The organism is Bradyrhizobium sp. USDA3010 (assembly GCF_056429065.1).
The window spans coordinates 1-16,887 of sequence record NZ_JBWJZD010000048.1; the positions used below are offsets into that span (position 1 = coordinate 1).

The 16,887-nt window shown below is 66.0% G+C and carries 16 protein-coding genes; 8 read left to right on the top strand and 8 right to left on the bottom strand.

From position 1 onward, the window contains the following. Nucleotides 1-142: 142 nt before the first annotated feature. Together AC066Y_RS38370 and AC066Y_RS38375 are read right to left on the bottom strand one after the other, a co-directional pair. Entirely contained in the window at nt 143-631 is a 489-nt protein-coding gene (locus AC066Y_RS38370) for an SRPBCC family protein (RefSeq protein ID WP_092121721.1), read from the bottom strand. A 7-nt stretch (nt 632-638) separates the two neighbouring features. After that, complete coding sequence (locus tag AC066Y_RS38375; RefSeq protein WP_478278391.1) at nt 639-1,595, bottom strand: LysR family transcriptional regulator; 957 nt, start codon at nt 1,593-1,595, stop codon at nt 639-641. A gap of 100 nt (nt 1,596-1,695) precedes the next feature. Here AC066Y_RS38375 and AC066Y_RS38380 point away from each other — a divergent pair, with 100 nt between their 5' ends. Next, nucleotides 1,696-2,877, top strand: a complete 1,182-nt coding sequence (locus tag AC066Y_RS38380; RefSeq protein ID WP_478278392.1) for an MFS transporter — start codon at nt 1,696-1,698, stop codon at nt 2,875-2,877. Between the two features lie 25 nt (nt 2,878-2,902). After that, nucleotides 2,903-3,937, top strand: a complete 1,035-nt coding sequence (locus tag AC066Y_RS38385) for an aldo/keto reductase (protein ID WP_478278393.1) — start codon at nt 2,903-2,905, stop codon at nt 3,935-3,937. A gap of 30 nt (nt 3,938-3,967) precedes the next feature. Here the strand turns inward: AC066Y_RS38385 and AC066Y_RS38390 are convergent, their stop codons facing one another. Beyond that, nucleotides 3,968-4,870, bottom strand: coding sequence for a helix-turn-helix transcriptional regulator (locus tag AC066Y_RS38390; RefSeq protein WP_478278394.1), 903 nt, complete (start codon nt 4,868-4,870; stop codon nt 3,968-3,970). 298 nt (nt 4,871-5,168) lie between these two features. On the opposite strand from AC066Y_RS38390, the gene AC066Y_RS38395 reads away from it, so the two are divergent. Together AC066Y_RS38395 and acmB are read left to right on the top strand one after the other, a co-directional pair. After that, complete coding sequence (locus AC066Y_RS38395; RefSeq protein WP_478278395.1) at nt 5,169-6,809, top strand: flavin-containing monooxygenase; 1,641 nt, start codon at nt 5,169-5,171, stop codon at nt 6,807-6,809. Between the two features lie 90 nt (nt 6,810-6,899). Beyond that, on the top strand, nt 6,900-8,093 hold the full coding sequence (acmB, locus tag AC066Y_RS38400; RefSeq protein WP_478278396.1) for a methyl acetate hydrolase AcmB: 1,194 nt from the start codon (nt 6,900-6,902) through the stop codon (nt 8,091-8,093). On the opposite strand, the gene AC066Y_RS38405 is transcribed toward acmB, so the two are convergent. Both AC066Y_RS38405 and AC066Y_RS38410 read right to left on the bottom strand, forming a co-directional pair. Continuing rightward, complete coding sequence (locus tag AC066Y_RS38405) at nt 8,090-9,454, bottom strand: sensor histidine kinase (protein ID WP_478278397.1); 1,365 nt, start codon at nt 9,452-9,454, stop codon at nt 8,090-8,092. The two genes, acmB and AC066Y_RS38405, sit on opposite strands and share 4 nt — an antisense overlap. Then, nucleotides 9,451-10,125: a response regulator transcription factor gene (locus AC066Y_RS38410; RefSeq protein ID WP_478278398.1), complete on the bottom strand. Its 675-nt coding sequence runs from the start codon at nt 10,123-10,125 to the stop codon at nt 9,451-9,453. Before AC066Y_RS38410 ends, AC066Y_RS38405 begins: the two co-directional genes overlap by 4 nt. Nucleotides 10,126-10,459: 334 nt before the next feature. Between AC066Y_RS38410 and AC066Y_RS38415 the strand changes: the two genes are divergently transcribed. The 4 genes from AC066Y_RS38415 (at nt 10,460) to AC066Y_RS38430 (ending at nt 13,860) form a co-directional block, all read left to right on the top strand. After that, entirely contained in the window at nt 10,460-11,038 is a 579-nt protein-coding gene (locus AC066Y_RS38415) for a class I SAM-dependent methyltransferase (protein ID WP_092121744.1), read from the top strand. Between the two features lie 10 nt (nt 11,039-11,048). After that, nucleotides 11,049-11,708, top strand: coding sequence for a DedA family protein (locus AC066Y_RS38420; RefSeq protein ID WP_478278399.1), 660 nt, complete (start codon nt 11,049-11,051; stop codon nt 11,706-11,708). Between the two features lie 284 nt (nt 11,709-11,992). Next, complete coding sequence (locus AC066Y_RS38425) at nt 11,993-12,829, top strand: UDP-2,3-diacylglucosamine diphosphatase (RefSeq protein ID WP_478278421.1); 837 nt, start codon at nt 11,993-11,995, stop codon at nt 12,827-12,829. Beyond that, complete coding sequence (locus AC066Y_RS38430) at nt 12,829-13,860, top strand: glycosyltransferase family 4 protein (protein WP_478278400.1); 1,032 nt, start codon at nt 12,829-12,831, stop codon at nt 13,858-13,860. The genes AC066Y_RS38425 and AC066Y_RS38430 overlap by 1 nt, the downstream gene beginning before the upstream one ends. A 24-nt stretch (nt 13,861-13,884) precedes the next feature. Here the strand turns inward: AC066Y_RS38430 and AC066Y_RS38435 are convergent, their stop codons facing one another. Genes AC066Y_RS38435 through AC066Y_RS38445 form a run of 3 tightly spaced genes read right to left on the bottom strand, consistent with a single transcriptional unit; the run spans nt 13,885 to nt 16,863 of the window. Further along, nucleotides 13,885-15,015, bottom strand: a complete 1,131-nt coding sequence (locus tag AC066Y_RS38435) for a threonine synthase (RefSeq protein ID WP_478278401.1) — start codon at nt 15,013-15,015, stop codon at nt 13,885-13,887. Between the two features lie 13 nt (nt 15,016-15,028). Next, nucleotides 15,029-15,685, bottom strand: a complete 657-nt coding sequence (locus AC066Y_RS38440) for an HAD-IA family hydrolase (protein WP_478278402.1) — start codon at nt 15,683-15,685, stop codon at nt 15,029-15,031. Nucleotides 15,686-15,702: 17 nt separating this feature from the next. Then, nucleotides 15,703-16,863, bottom strand: a complete 1,161-nt coding sequence (locus AC066Y_RS38445; protein ID WP_478278403.1) for an alanine racemase — start codon at nt 16,861-16,863, stop codon at nt 15,703-15,705. Between the last annotated feature and the right edge of the window lie 24 nt (nt 16,864-16,887).

The following is a 16,887-nucleotide window of genomic DNA, read 5'->3' on the forward strand; positions in this document are numbered from 1 at the left end:
CTCCAACGCGTTCACGAAGTCGGGTCGAAAAGCGGCGAAAAAGCCGAAGCGTTCGCGCGCGCCTTCACCCCGACCGGAAATGTTCCAGCTGCCCCGCCCGGCAATCATGAATAAGACGGGCTAGAGCGCTTTCGAGACCTCGCTATTGCGCGGCGCGTCCTTGCTCGACGGCCTGCTTCAGGCGCGGCAGCGTCATGCGCCAGTAGAACGCGACGTGCTTCGCACCGGAATCGGCGCCGATTTCCCAACCGTCCCCGCGCCGAATCGGCGACGGCGGCACCTGCTGGGTGACGGTCAGCAACGTCTCACCGCCGTCAGCCGCGAGCGTCATCGTGATTGTTGCATAGGATTGCGGAATATCCGGCAGGCCGGAGACCTGCGACCAATAGGAATATTCGAGCCGTGACGGCGGTTCGACACGGAGGACGTGGCCCTTGTCGCGATAGCGCTTCACGCCGATCTCCGCCTCGATCTCGATCGACGCGCCGATCTGCCAATCGGTGTTGAAATGCGCGTTGCGCCATGTCTCGCCCGCTTTGGGACCCGTGATCGCGTCCCACACCTGCGTTGGCTGCGCAGCGATCCGGATCGATTCGGTGACAGTCTGCAAGACCGAGGTTTCGTTCGTCATCAAATGCTCACTTGTCGCTTACGACTTTCCATTTCCCATCCGCGCCACGGCGCAGCGCCGGATCGCCGATGCGGACATTGCTTGCAAGAAAATCGATGAACGCCCGCACCCGCGCCGGCAGCGGGCCGGCGTGGCCGACATAGACCGCGTGGATGTCCTCGCGATCGCCGGGATTGAGATTTTGCAGCACGGGCACCAGACGCCCGGCCTCGATGTCGGGTCCGATGTGAAACAGCGCCAGCCGTCCGAGCCCGATGCCACCGAGCGTGAGTTGGCGCGCGGCTTCGCCGTCGCTGACGCGGGCGACCGGCGGCGGCAGCGCCTCCTCGATCTTTTCAGCGCGGCGGAACGGCCAGCCGCGTATGCTGCGCGGAAAGGTCCAGCCGATGCCGCGATGGGCGGCGAGGTCGGCCGGGGTCTTCGGCGTGCCGAAGCGCGCGAGATAGGACGGTGCGGCGACCACCACCATGCGGCTGGTGCCGAGCTTGCGCGCGATCAGCCGCGAGGCGCCGAGCGGGCCGACCCGGATCGCGACGTCGGCGCGCGCCTGCATCAGATCGACCAGCGTGTCGGTCAGCACGATGTCGAGCGTGATGTCGGGATGCTCTCCCATGAAGCGCGGCAGCAGCGGCATCACATGCAGCATGCCGAACGGGATGTTGCTGTTCACGGTGAGATGGCCGCGCGGCACGCATGAGGCGGCCTCGCGTTCGGCCTCGTCGATGTCGGCGAGGATGCGCTGGGCGCGCTGGTAGAAGGCCTGGCCCTCCTCGGTGAGCTGGAGCTTGCGGGTGGTGCGGTTGACCAGCCGCGTGCCGAGCCGCGTCTCGAGCCGGGAGACCAGCTTGCTGACGCCCGACGGCGTCAGGCGCAGGCTGTTCGCCGCCGCCGTGAAGCCGCCGAGATCGACGACGCGGACGAACACGTCCATCTCCCCGGAGCGGTTGGTGTCTGTTCGGGACATCTTGAATTCACGTCACAAATGATTGGATTGCGGCCATTCTAATCCTTCCTCGTCCGGGCCGCTATGTCGCATTGCGGAATCCTTCCCTCCGGAGCGACACATGCCTGCTGCAGTCCTTGCCTTGACCGCCGGTGCCTTTGGCATCGGCACCACCGAATTCCTCATCATGGGACTGTTGCTGCAGGTCGCTGCCGACATGCATGTGTCGGTCTCCGCCGCGGGCCTGCTGATCTCCGGCTACGCGCTCGGCGTGTTCGTCGGCGCGCCGATCCTGACGCTGGCAACGCGGCGGATGCCACGCAAGGCGGTGCTGCTGGCACTGATGGCGATCTTCACGCTCGGCAACGCGGCCTGCGCGCTGGCGCCGAACTACGAACTGCTGATGGCTGCGCGCATTCTCACGTCGCTGGCGCATGGCACCTTCTTCGGCGTCGGCTCGGTGGTCGCGACAAGCCTCGTGCCGGAAGACAAGCGCGCGTCGGCGATCGCCACGATGTTCATCGGGCTGACGATCGCGACCCTGCTCGGCGTTCCCTTCGGCGCCTGGTTCGGCCTGATGCTGGGCTGGCGCGCGGCGTTCTGGGCGGTGGCCGTGATCGGCGTGATCGCGTTCATCGTGCTGGCCGTGCTGGTGCCCGGCCATGTCGGAGCCAACGACAAGCCCGCGCCGCTGCGCGAGGAGCTTGCCGTGCTTGGCCGTCCGCAGGTCCTGCTCGGGCTTGCCATGACGGTGTTCGGCTTCGGCGGGCTGTTCGCGGTCTTCACCTATGTGCAGCCGATCCTGACGCGTCTCACCGGATTTTCCGACGCCGCGGTGTCGCCGATCCTGCTGGTGTTCGGCGCCGGCCTTGCGATCGGCAATGTCGCGGGCGGGCGGCTCGCCGACAAGGGAGTTGCGCGTGCGTTGCTGGTGTCGCTCGGTGGCCTTGCCGCCGTTCTGGTCGCGCTGGCGGCGGTGATCTCGATCAAGGCGTTGGCAGTCGTACTCTTGTTCGTGCTCGGCATCGCGGCGTTTGCAACCGTCGCGCCGCTGCAGCTTCGCGTGCTCGAAGCCGCCGGTGCGGAAGGGCGGACGCTGGCTTCCAGCCTGAACATCGCGGCCTTCAATCTCGGCAACGCGCTCGGCGCCTGGGCCGGCGGCGTCACCATCGATCGTGGCTTCGGTCTCGGCGCGCTGCCGCTGGTGGCTGCCGTCATCACCGCGGTCGGGCTGCTGCTCGCGCTGTGGAGCCTGCGCCTCGACCGGCCGGTCGTCCTCGCCACGCAGTGCCCGGCCGAATGAACCGGATCATCAAAGGAGTATGACGATGGAATATCGCAATCTCGGTGCGTCCGGCCTCAAGGTCCCCGTGCTCAGCTTCGGCACCGGCACCTTCGGCGGCCAGGGACCGTTGTTCTCGGCCTGGGGCCGCAGCGGCGTCGACGAAGCGCGACGGCTGATCGACATCTGCCTCGAGGCCGGCGTCAATTTGTTCGACACCGCCGATGTCTATTCGAACGGCGCGTCGGAGGAGATCCTCGGCGCCGCGCTCAAGGGCCGCCGCGACAAGGTCTTGATCTCGACCAAGACCGGCCTGCCGATGGGCGACGGCCCGCTCGATGCCGGCACGTCGCGATACCGCCTCGTCGCTTCGGTCGATGCCGCGCTGAAGCGGCTCAACACCGACTATATCGATCTCCTGCAGCTTCATGCCTTCGACGCCTTCACGCCGATCGACGAGGTGCTGTCGACCCTCGATGCGCTGGTGCGCGCCGGCAAGCTGCGCTATGTCGGCGCCTCGAATTTCTCCGGCTGGCATCTGATGAAATCGCTCGGCGTTGCCGACCGGCACGGCTGGCCGCGCTATGTGGCGCACCAGGTCTATTATTCGCTGGTCGGCCGCGACTATGAATCCGAGCTGATGCCGCTCGCGCTCGACCAGGGCGTCGGCGCGCTGGTCTGGAGTCCGCTCGGATGGGGCCGGCTCACCGGCAAGATCAGGCGCGGGCAACCCTTGCCGGCGAACAGCCGTCTGCACGAGACCGCGCAGTTCGGACCGCCGGTCGACGACGACAAGCTTTATGCGATCGTCGACGCGCTGGACATCGTCGCCACAGAAACCGGCCGCAGCGTGCCGCAGGTTGCGATTGCGTGGCTGCTGGCACGGCCGAGTGTCTCGTCCGTGATCATCGGCGCGCGCGACGAGACGCAGCTTCGCGACAACCTCGGCGCAGTCGGGTGGTCGCTCTCGGCGGACCAGATCGCGCGTCTCGACAAGGCAAGCGCGGTGATGCCGGCTTATCCGTACTACCCTTACCGAATCCAGGAAGGCTTTGCGCGGCTGAACCCGCCGCCGGTGTGAGCCGGCCGCGGGCCTGCCGGCGCCACGGTCTCACGCTTGTGTGGAATGTTCGCAGACTTGCCGGCGGTATTCCGCCGGCGTGACGTTCATGTGCTGGCGGAAGACGCGATTGAGGTGGCTCTGATCGGCAAAGCCACTCAGCAGCGCGATCTCCTTCAGGGCAACGCGGTCCTTGCGCAGATGCTGGCACGCGTGCTCCACCTTGCGCCTCAGGACATAGGCATGTGGCCGCGTGCCGTAATGCACGCGGAATTTGCGGGCGAACTGGATCGGTGTGCAATTGCAGATGTTCGCGAGCTCTTCCAGCGTGATGTTCCGGAAAATGTTCTGCTCGATATAGTCCTCGATCAAGCGCGCATGTGCCGGGCGAAAGCGTCCTTGCGCGCACGGCATCTTGAATTCGATCGCCGCATATTTCCGCAGGATGTGCACGCTGGCCTGCAGCGCCAGCGCGTCATAGCAGAGGCGTCCGCCCGGACCGGCTGCGGCAACCTCCTGGACCATCTGGTCGTTGATCCAGGTCAGCATCGGGTCTTCCGCCTTGAGCAGGTCGTGAAGCTCGATCGCCTCGGCGTCGCGGTCGAAGGCATCGCTCGCGGTCTTCATCATGAGTGCAGGGGCGATATAGAAATGGGTGACCTCGATGTCGTTTTTCCAGTGCCAGCTTGATGGCTCGGCGCGGGTCAGCAACGACGTGACGCCGCGACCGACGTGATCCTGCTTCCACGCGCCGGTGACGCGACGATTCATCGACGTCACGCCGTCGCGATAGAGCACGAGCAGGAAGTTTTCCGACGGGGGAACCCAGATATCCGATGGTTTGTAGCGGAAAATCCGCAGCCGGAAGTCGCTCCTCCCGACTGAGGCGCTGTCCAGCTTCAGCTCACCGGGCGCATAGCGCGGCAGCTCCTCGACCGTGATCAATTGGCCCATCCCGCGAGCCTCCTCCGTGGAATCCGTAGCGCGGTTGACCGCTTCTTCTTGGCCGAACGTCTGAGCGCAGGATAGGCCGCTTTCGCCGTTTGCCAAGGCGACCAACGGCCGATGCGCGATTGCACGGCCGCGTTCCAGAGATTGTCGGTTTCATCCAAGCCGCCCGGTTGCACAATCCGTAGCCTGCTCTGCGTCTCGGCGACAACGCCAGTGGCCGAGATCCAATTGACGCAACGCACCATCGCCCGGCGACACGGCGGGTATGAGCGCGTGCGAAGCAAGACAACAGGAGGACACGATGACCGAGACCGTCACAAGGTCGAATGGAAGCAATGGTGCGCGTGCAACGACCAGGCTCGACGCCGTGGTCGTCGGCGCCGGCGTCGCCGGTCTTTACCAACTGTTCCGTCTGCGCGAGCAGGGGCTGAGCGTGAGGGCGATCGATGCGGGTTCAAGCGTCGGCGGCACCTGGTACTGGAACCGCTACCCCGGTGCACGCTTCGATTCCGAAGGCCACACCTATCAGTACCTGTTCTCCGAAGAACTCTACAAGGGTTGGAGCTGGAGCGAGCGGTTCCCGGGCCAGCCGGAGATCGAGCGCTGGCTGAACTACGTCGCCGACCGCCTCGCCCTCAGGAAGGACATCCAGTTCGGCACCACGGTCAAGAGCGCGCATTTCAATGAGGCGACGCAACGCTGGCTGGTGACGACCGACCAGGGCGATGTGATCGATACCCAATTTCTGGTCACCTGCTGTGGCATGCTCTCGGCGCCGCACGTATCCTTTCCGGGACAGGAGACATTCAAGGGCGAGCTGTTCCACACCGCGCGCTGGCCCAAGGGACCGATCGAACTCGCCGGCAAACGTGTCGGCGTGGTCGGCAACGGCGCGACCGGAATCCAGGTGATCCAGTCGATTGCCGGCGAGGTCGGTCATCTCAAGGTGTTCATCCGCACCCCGCAATACATCATTCCGATGAAGAACCCGAAATGGGATGCGGCGGATGCCGAGGCCTACAAGTCGAAATTCAAATTCCTTAGCGAACGGCTGCCGAAGACATTCACCGGATTCGAGTTCGACTTCGAGCACGCCTGGGTCGACCTGACGCCGCAGCAGCGCCGCCAGGTGATCGAGGACTGCTGGAATGACGGATCGCTCAAACTGTGGGTTTCGTCCTTCGCCGAACTGTTCTTCGACGAAGCCATCAACGCCGAGATCACGGAGTTCGTGCGCGAAAAGATGCGCGAGCGGATCAAGGACCCCAGGCTGTGCGAGCAGCTGATTCCGTCCGACTATGGTTTCGGCACGCACCGGGTGCCGCTGGAGAGCAATTTCCTCGAGGCCTTCCACCGGCCCAATGTCGAGATCGTTAGCGTCAAGAACAATCCGATCGCCCGCATCACGTCCGACGGCATCCAGACCGCCGACGGCACGGTGCACGCGTTCGACGTCATCATCCTGGCCACCGGCTTCGACGCCGGAACGGGGGCGTTGACGCGCATCGACATCCGCGGTCGCGACGGACGATCGCTGAAGGACGATTGGGGCAGGGACATCCGCACCACGATGGGCTTGCAGGTCCATGGCTATCCGAACCTGTTCACGACAGCGGTGCCGCTCGCGCCCTCGGCCGCGCTTTGCAACATGACGACCTGCCTGCAGCAGCAGGTCGAGTGGATCGCCGATTGCATCAAATATCTGCGCGGCAAGAACCTCAACGTCATCGAGCCGACCAGGGACGCCGAGGATCAGTGGGTGGCGCATCACGACGAGACCGCCAACGCAACGCTGATCGCCAAGACCAACTCCTGGTATCTCGGCTCGAATGTCGAGGGCAAGCCGCGCCGGGTGCTGTCCTATTGCGGCGGCGTCGGCACCTACCGCCAGAAATGCGACGAGGTCGCTGCGAGCGGCTATCAGGGCTTCGCCGTGCAATAGCGCTTGATCGCGATCCGGCGCTGCGGTTTCGATGACCGCACCGCCGCTCACGATTGATCACATCACAAAGCAGAATATGGGAGGAAGACAATGAGCACGAATTTCGGTGCGGCAGCAGATGCGATTCTCGACGGCGTCGTGACATCCAACCCGCGCGTTCCCGGCGTCGTTGCCATGGTGACCGACCGCCATCGCAACATCTACGAAGGCGCCGCCGGCAAGCGCCGCCTCGACCAGGCCGCGGACATGACGACCGACAGCGTGTTCGCCATCTTCTCGACCACCAAGGCGATCACCGCGACGGCCGTGCTGCAACTCGTCGAGGAGGGCAAGCTCGATCTCGACGCGCCGGCCAAGACCTACGCGCCCGACCTCGGCAAGCTCCAGGTCATCGAGGGATTTGACGACAGGGGCGAGCCACGGCTGCGTGCGCCCAAGCGCGACATCACCACGCGCATGCTGATGGTCCACAGCGCAGGCCTGGGCTACGACTTCATCAATCACACCTACAACCGCCTCGCACAGGAGAAGGGGCAGCCCAGCGTGATCACGGCGTCCAAGGCTTCGTTGATGACGCCGCTGCTGTTCGATCCCGGCGAGCGATGGGAATACGGCACCAACCTGGATTGGTGCGGCCAGATCGTCGAGGCGATCACGGGCCGGCGGCTCGGCGAGGTCTTCAAGACGCGGATATTCGAGCCGCTCGGAATCCAGGACACGGCATTTGAGCTCACCGATGCGATGCGCCGCCGGCTCGCCGGGATTCACGCCCGCAACGCCGACGGCTCGCTCACGCCGATGGATTTCGAGCTGCCGGCCAATCCGGAAATCCATATGGGCGGCCACGGACTCTACGGCACCATCGGCGACTACATGCGCTTCATCCGGATGTGGCTGAACGACGGCGCCGGCGAGCATGGCCGGGTCCTGAAGGCCGAAACCGTGCGGATGGCGGAGAAGAATCATCTCGGCAACAACAAGGTTACCGCCATTACCGGCGTGATCACCTCGCTCGCCAACGACGCTGAGTTCTTCCCCGGCCAGTCGAAATCATGGGCGCTCAGCTTCATGATCAATGACGAGCAGGCTCCGACCGGCCGCCCCGCCGGTGCGCTCGGCTGGGCGGGCCTCGCCAACCTGTTCTACTGGATCGATCGCCAGAACGGTTTCGGCGGATTCTGGGCGACGCAGATCCTGCCGTTTGGTGATCCGACATCCTTCATCGGCTACATCAATTTCGAGACCTCATTCTACGAGGCCCTGAAACTGCGCAAAGCGGGCTAGACCTTCGGAAACACCATGCGCATGCAGGCGCCGCCGGACGGCGCCTGATCAACCTCGATCCGGCCGCCGTGCAGACGCATGATGGATTGCACCAGATCGAGGCCGAGGCCGGCGCCGCGTCCGCCCGGATGCAGCCGGCGGAACGGCTCGAAGATCTGCTCGCGCTCGTCGGGCGGAATGCCGTCGCCGTCGTCGCAGACCTCGATGCAACCGGTCGCCGTCACCCGAACCAGGATCGTGCCACGCCGCTGTCCATGGTCGATGGCGTTCTGCACGAGATTGGTGAGGGCACGTTCGAGCGAGGTCTGGTCGCCGCTCACCATGACCGTCTCGACGTCGTGCTCAAACGACATTTCATATCCCGCCGCGAAGGCGAGCGGCGCGAGGTCGAGGACGACCTGCCGCGCGATGCCGACGAGATTGACCTGGCCGAACGTGTCGGCGCGCTGATCGAGCCGTTGCAGGTCCAGCAATTGGCCCGCCATGACGCTGAGGCGTGTCGCGTCCTCGAGCAGATGGGTCTTCTCCGGTCCGGCCTCCAGCGAAGCGACCCGTGTCGAGAGAATCGCGATCGGGGTGCGCAGCTCGTGCGCGGCATCGGCGAGGAAGCGGCGGTGGCGTTCGTAACCCTTGTCGAGGCGGTCGAGTGCGGCATTGATGGCCTTGACCAGCGGGGTGATCTCGATCGGCACCTCGTCGAGCGGCAACTGCGCGCCGCGCTGATCGATGTCGATACGCTCGGCCTGCGCCGCGACCTGTGCGAGGCCCTTCATGGCCCGGCGTACCACGAACGGGGTCGCGACGAGCGTCGCCAGCGTCATCAACACGACGATCGGCAGGATCATGTTGAGGAACAGCAGCGGTGTGCTCTCCAGCGCGCGCCACATCGAGAGCTGGCCGTAAGTGCCGGTCAGGATCTGGATCTGTCCCGCCGAGGTATCGACCCATTTGACGAGACCCGCGGGCCGCGTGGCTTCCGCTGCATTCCATTTGAGCCGCGCCTCGCTCACATGATCGAGCGCTGAGGCGATCGGCGCGAATTGTGCGGGCACCGCGCCTTCGGCCAACTGGTGTCCCTCGGCGTCGCGGATGACGAACCAGAGATCGGCGTGCTCGGCGCGCAAGGCGGCCAGTTCCGGCGTCTGGCGCAGCGTCAGTCCGCCCGCTTCATCGCGGGCGACGGCGTCGCGGAGCGTATCGAGCGTACTGCCTTCGTACTCGCCGATCAGCAGTCCCGCTCGCAGCAGCCCGATCGCGGCGGCCCCGATCAGCAGGATCAGGAGGGTCAACGCAACGGCCTGCAGACCCGCGAGGCGTCCGACCAGGCGCCAGGTGAGGGATCGCGGTCGGAGCACGCTCACGGTGTTTCCCGCAGCACATAGCCGAGGCCACGAACGCCGTTGATCGTGACGCCGGCGTCGGCCTCGGTGAGCCTGCGGCGCAAACGCGACACATGGGTGTCGAGCGCATTGGGCTGCACCTCGTCGTCGAGGCCGTAGACCGCCTCCATCAGCGCGGAGCGCTGCACCATGCGTCCCATCCGATGCAACAGCGTCTCGAGCACCAGCCGCTCGCGACGCGGCATCTCCAGGGGATGTCCATCGACGCTGGCCTCACGATGGGTGAAGTCGAACGACAGGCGGCCGATCCGCGCGGTATGCTCCTGCACGCTCGCGGGGCGGCGCAACAGCGCGCGCAGCCGCGCCAGCAACTCCTCGAACGCAAACGGCTTGCCGAGATAATCGTCGGCGCCGCTATCGAGACCCGAGACCCGGTCCGCGAGCTCGCCGCGGGCGGTCAGCACCAGCACCGGCACGGTGTTGCCGCTCGCGCGCAGTTTCGGAATCAGCGACAGCCCGTCGCCGTCAGGCAATTGCCGGTCGAGCACGATGGCGTCGTAACTTCCCGCAGCGGCAATCGCCTCGGCTTCCGACAAATCCGGCGCGTGATCGACCAGCATGTCGTGGCGCGCGAGTGCCGCACGCAGCGCCGCGACCATGTCCGGCTGGTCCTCCACCAACAGCACGCGCATTCGTCGTCCTTACCTCTGCATCGGTTCGTCATTCGATCCGCCGGCTTTATGCCCGATTCATTGCGGCAACCTTGCGGTTTTCTCCGCGCGAATGCGTCGCGGAGCGAAATTTCGCACGCGCGCGCATTCGCGACAGGCTGACGCAAGCTTCGCATGAGACAGAGGCGTGCATCGGGACGGTCGAATCGTCTCGACGCCGACCGACACTGCTCAACCGGCGGGAGCGTGCCACACATGATGGTGGGCACCCGCAATGCGAAAGACACGCGAATGGCCTTGTTAATGAATCCGTGGTGCCAGACCGATTGCGCGCTCATCGTGCGGGAGCTCCAGCATGTCGGCCGCTGACATCCTGCCGTTCGTCCGCGCCTGGGTGCGTAATCCGTTGCGTGTCGCCGCGGTCGCGCCGTCCGGGCCCGCTGTCTCGTCGCTCATGGCGCAGGAGATCACCGCGGATACCGGCCCCGTGCTCGAGCTTGGCCCCGGCACGGGCGTCTTCACCCGCGCGTTGCTGAAGCGCGGCGTCAGGCAGCAGGATCTGACACTGGTGGAGTACGGCTCCGAATTCATTCCGCTGCTGCAGCGGCGCTTCCCGGGCGCGCGGGTGCTCTGGATGGACGCGGCCTGGCTGCGGAGGGAAAGGCTGTTCGACGGAGCGCCGGTCGGTGCGGTCGTGAGCGGCCTCGGACTCCTCATGATGCCGCCGGAGAAAGTCATAACCATCCTCCACGGCGCCTTCGGCTATCTTCGCGCCGGCGGGGCGTTCTACCAGATCACCTATGGTCCGCGTTGTCCTGTCGCAGACGCGATCCTGGATCGCCTCGATCTGCAGGCGAGCTGCATCGGACAGACGTTCCTCAACCTGCCTCCGGCTTCCGTGTACCGGATCAGCCGCCGCCACTCCCACGCTTGATCGAGGCGTCATGGACACGTCGAGCACGATCGCGATGTTTCTGCACTTCGGCCTGGTGGGTATCGGCTGCCTCGCCATCGCCGAGAAGTTCATTCCGCTGCTGCCGTCCTACGTGCTGCTGATGCTGCTCGGCTTGACGGTCTCCGACGGCACGATGCTTGCGATGACCATCCTCGCGACCAGCGCCGGGTCGGTCGTCGGTGCCGTCGGCTGGTACGGGCTCGGGCGCGCGCTCGGCTCGCGACGCATCGAGGGGCTGGTGGCGCGCTATGGCAAGTTCGTGTTGCTGCGGCCGTCGCTCTATCGACAGCTCACCGACGCCTATCGCGGCAATCATTTCTGGGTGACGCTGATCGGTCAGACGCTGCCCACCGTGCGGATCTACCTTGCACTCCCCGCTGGCGTGCTGCGGCTGGAGCCGCGCGCCTTCGTGATGGCGACGGCGATCGGCACTGTGATCTGGAACATGCCGTTCCTCACCCTGGGCTATGCCCTGCGCGGCAGCAGCCACGATCCGGTCAGCCTCGGGTTCTGGGTGGTGGTCATCCTGGTCGCCGTGGAGGTTGCGCTCTTCCTCGGATTTCGCTTCTACAAACGCTCGCTCGCGCCGCGCCCTCTCGGGGAGCCGCGCGCACTCCCCTCACGCTTGCCGGTGGAGGAAGGCGTATGAGAGCCCTGCTGTCCCGCCTGCGGCCCGGCTCGGATACGCTCGAGCGTGCAGCCGCGACCCTGCTGGTCCTGGCCGCGAGCTATCAGTTCGGTCACGCTGCTTCCGGCGGGCGATATCGCGCGGCCGAGTTCGCGCTGCTGGTGCTTATCGCAGGCATCTATTGGCACCGCTCGATCTTCAGGCGATGCGCCAGCCGCGATGTCACGAAGGTTCTCGCGGGATTGGCCGAGGCCATGGCGGCGGCGTTTCGACCGGACGGCGGCAAAGTCGAGTCCCAATTTGCGATGCATGGGGCAAGCGATCGCGCGGAAGCGAGGTGGGCCGCGCCGCGGGATGTCGTCAAGGTCAGGAGCCTGTTCATCTCCGACGTACATCTCGGGACCCGGGGATGCCAGGCCGAGCGGTTCATCGACTTCCTCCGCCACCATGATGCCGAAACCGTGTTCCTGGTCGGCGACATCGTCGATGGCTGGTGTCTGCGGTCGAGCTGGTACTGGCCCACGGCGCACAATGCCGTCGTGCGGGAGCTGATCGAGCTCGCGCAACGGGGCCGTCGCCTGGTCTACATTCCCGGCAATCACGACGAGTTCCTGCGTGACTATGCCGGCGCGGCGTTCTGCGGCGTCGAGATTGTCGAACGGGCGATCCATCGTGGCCTCGACGGTCGCGACTACCTCGTCGTGCACGGCGATCATTTTGATCTCGTGGTGCGGCATGCGCGCTGGCTCGCGCTGATCGGCGATGTCGGCTATCGGGCCGCGCTGGCCTGCAACGTCTGGCTCAACTGGATCAGGCGCCGATTTGGGTTCGGCTATTGGTCGTTCTCGTCCTGGGCGAAGTTGCGGGTCAAGAATGCGGTCAACCACATCGGCCGGTTCGAGGAGGTGCTGTCATCGGAGGCCGCGCGCAGCAACGTTCAAGGCGTGATCTGCGGCCACATCCACCACGCGGCGCTGCACGACGATTTCGGCGTCCGCTACATCAACACCGGGGATTGGGTGGAGTCGTGCACGAGCGTGGTCGAGCGCCATGACGGGCAGTTTGAAATCGTCCGATGGACGGAAGCGCGGGCAGCGTTGGATAGGGCAGGCCTCGCTCCGCTCACGCAGGCGGTCGCCTGATGCGCGTGCTGGTGGCAACCGACGCCTGGCGGCCGCAGATCAATGGTGTGGTCCGCTCGCTCGAATATCTCGCCAGTGAAGCGCCGTCGCTCGGCGCGGAAATCTTCTTCTTGACGCCGGCCGATTTCCGCACCGTGCCGTTGCCCGGCTATCCGGAAATCCGGCTCGCGCTGCCGACGATCGGGCGAATCGCGCGCGCCATCGCGGTTGCGCGCCCGGACTCGGTGCACATCGCGACCGAAGGTCCGATCGGCTGGATCAGCCGGCATGTCTGCCGGACACGCGGCTATCCGTTCACGACCAGCTACCACACGCGCTTTCCCGAATATCTCGCCGCGCGGCTGCCGGTCCCGCTGCGGTGGAGCTACGCGGCGTTGCGTCGTTTCCATAATAGCGGAGACGGCATCATGGTCGGCTCGCCATCGCTCGAGCAGGCGCTGCAGGCGCACGGCTTCCGCAAATTGATGCCGTGGTCGCGCGGCGTCGATGCCGAGCTGTTTTGTCCCCGTACGGAGCGGCCGCTCGCCTTCCCGGCGCCGGTGTTCCTCTATGTCGGCCGCGTCGCGGTCGAGAAGAACCTCGACGCCTTTCTCGATCTCGATCTGCCGGGCTCGAAAGTCGTGGTCGGGGACGGGCCGCTGCGCGGCAGTTTGCAGACCCGGTTTCCGCACGTCCATTTTCTCGGCACGCGGACGGGCCGCGCGCTCGCCGATGTCTATGCGTCCGCCGACGTCATGGTGTTTCCAAGTCTGACCGATACGTTCGGGATGGTGATCCTCGAGGCGCTGGCCAGTGGCCTGCCGGTTGCGGCCTTTCCGGTGATGGGGCCGCTCGACGTGATCGGCAAGTCGGGCTGCGGTTGTCTCGATCACGATCTGCGCCGCGCGGCACTCGGCGCGCTGCTGGTGCCGCGCGAGCAATGCCGCGCCCACGCCCTGACCTTCACCTGGCGGGAAAGCGTGCGGCAGTTCCTCGACAATATCGGCCGGGCGCACGCCTCGCCGACGCGCGCGGCAGCTGCGGGAAGCTGACGTAGCGATCGATTTGCGGGCCGATTAGCTGCCCAGCAATTCGGTGATCAGCCCGGCTGCCTTGATCCCGGTCCCGCTGATGATGACGACGGTGCGCTCCGCCGGCCGGATCGCGCCGCGCGCCTTCAGGACGTCGAGCGCGGCGGCGGCCGAGGCCGAGGTCGGTTCGACAAACAGGCCGGTACGCGCCAGCCGCTTCAATGCGGCGACGATGTCGTCTTCGGGAATCGCGACCGTGCCGCCGCCGCTCTCCTTCAGCGCCGCGATCATCTGCTTCAAGCGCAGCGGATGCTTGATCGCGGTGCCTTCGGCGATGGTCTTGCGGACCGCGCGATCGACCGGCGTATCGACGCCGGCGACGAAGCTGGCATCGACCGGCGAGCAGTTGAGCGGCTGGGCCGCGAACAGCCGCGGCAGCCGCGTGATCTGTCCGGCCGCGAGCAGCTCCTTGAAGCCGATATAGCAGCCGAGCAGGCTGCTGCCGGCGCCGACCGGCATGATGACATTGTCTGGCGCGGTGAAGCCAAAGTCTTCCCAGATCTCGTAGGCCAGCGACTTGGTGCCTTGCAGGAAGAAGGGCTGCCAGTTGTGGCTGGAGTAGAAGATCTGCTTCGACTGGCGGATCGCTTCCGCCTCGGATTCCTCGCGCGGGCCTTCGACCAGCTGCACCTCGGCGCCGAAGGCGTGCATCTGCGCCACCTTCATCGGCGATGTCGTCGCCGGCGCAAGGATCCTGACCCGCATGCCGCCCGCCGCGCCATAGGCCGAAACCGACGCGCCGCCATTGCCGGAAGAGTCCTCCAGCACCGCGTCGACGCCGAGCTGGCGCAGGAAGGACAGCATCACCGTGGTGCCGCGATCCTTGAAGCTCGAGGTCGGATTGAACCATTCCAGCTTGAAATGCGGCCGCAGATCGCCCCACGCCTTTTCGACCGCGGGTGTGCAGCCTTCACCCATCGTGATCGGCTGCTTGATCTCGACCGGCAGCGCCGCGCGATAGCGCCACAGCGACCGCGTCCCGCGCTCGATCTCGTCGCGGGAGATGCCGGGCAGCGCTGTGACGAGCAGCGGCTTGCCCTCGTCGGAGCACCAGCGCGGGACATCCAGCGGATAGAGCTTGCCGTTGAGCGGGTCGATGTAGCTGGGTGATGGCATCTCAGTTCGGTCCTCAAGGGGCGCGCCGGCCGGACAAGTCGCGACCGAGCACGAAAGCCGGCAAGGTCGCAAGGTTGTCACGAACAACGATCGGGGCGGGCGCCCCTTCCGGCAGGTTCATTGCGGCCCGATTATGCCACCAAGTCGGCAACTGCACACGTGCCGTGCCGAACAGATCATAGCCCGACCCGGCGACGAACAGGCATCGATTGGCCGGAACCGGCAGTTCGTCGAGCGCGAGCTGATAGGGTTGCGGCTGCGGCTTGTAGTAGCCGGCGCGCTCGGCCGTCACGAAGACCGTGAAGGGAACGCCGATGCGATCGGCGGCGATGCGGCCGAGCCGCTCCGAGCAGTTGGTCACGACGCCGAGCGCGACGCCGGCGCCGTGCAGCGTTTGCAGAACATCAAAAACCTCGGGCCAGGGATCGAGCTCCGCATAGCGTGCGCCGAGCTCCGCAGCCCGTTCGAATGGCAGCCCGACATTGCGCGCCGCCTCACCCACCAGATCCTCATAGGGACGATAGCGTCCGGTGGCATAGGTGTTCCTGAGATACTCGGCCCGCCAGCGCAGCCCGGCGTCGTCGGAGCCCGCGACCTTGTTCCAAAGCGTCCAACTGTCGAGCAGCGCGGTCAGCAGATCGAACAGAACGGCGTCATAGGCTCGGGTCATGGGCTGCGCTCTGTCTCCTACCATCCGCGAAACCGCTCCCATTGCCTGACCGTGTCGGAGCCGGCGGCGACGACATGATAGCGGTCGTGCTGGGCTCCGGTCGCGCAGGCGTGGTTCGGCAGGATCCGCACCTTGGTGCCGACCGGCAACGTCACTTGCGGCGCTGTGCTGCCGGGACGGCGGGCGATGATGCCGTGCTCCTGATTGGTTTCGATTACGATCTGATCGGGATAGGGCCGTCCATCGATGTCGCAGACGATGCCGTAGCCCTGGTCGATCGGCTGCTTCGCGGTGCCGCGATCGCGCGACAGCGCCATCCAGCCCGCGTCAACGAAGGTCCAGCCGCGATCGGCGCGATCGCCGATCACCGTCGCGAGCACCGACAGCGCGATGTCCTCGACCGTGCAGACCCCGATCCCGGCCATCACCAGGTCGAACATCACGAAGACGCCGGCGCGCACCTCGGTGACGCCGTCGAGCCGGCGCGCGAAATGTGCCGTCGGCGTCGAGCCGACGCTGACCACGGGGCAGGGTAGTGCGGCTGCGCGCAACGCCTCGGCGCAGGCGACCGCGGCGGCGCGCTCCTGCTCGGCCGCTTGCTCGAGTGCCGCCACGCTGCGGCAGGAATAGGATTCGCCGGCATGCGCCATGACGCCGCGCAGTTCGGCACCGCCTTGATGCAGCGCGCGGCCGATCTCGACCAGCAGCGGATCGTGCGCGCCGACACCGGCGCGATGGCCGTCGCAATCGATCTCGATGAGCGCGGGAATGCGATCGTTCGTCATGCGCGCCATCGCGGCGACGGCGACCGCCTGCTCAGGGCTGTCGAGCACCACGGACAGGTCCACGCCCTGCCGCCGCAGCGCTGCGACGCGATCGAGCTTTTGCGGCGCGATGCCGACGGCATAGAGGATGTCCTTGACGCCTGCCGCGGCAAAGGCCTCGGCCTCCTGCAGGGTCGAGACCGCCGCGGGGCCGCCTGGGCCGTCCATCACGGCGCGGGCTGCCGGAATGGATTTCGCGGTCTTCAGATGCGGGCGCAGCGGCACGCCGAGCCGCGACAGCCGCGTCTTCAGGCGTGCGATGTTGTGCAGCATCCGGTCCTCGTCGAGGACGAGGCAGGGCGTCTCGATCCCGGCAAGCGGATGCGGTGCGTTCAAGGCAGGGGCTGATGACATCCGGCGAGACTAGCCGTTTCCATG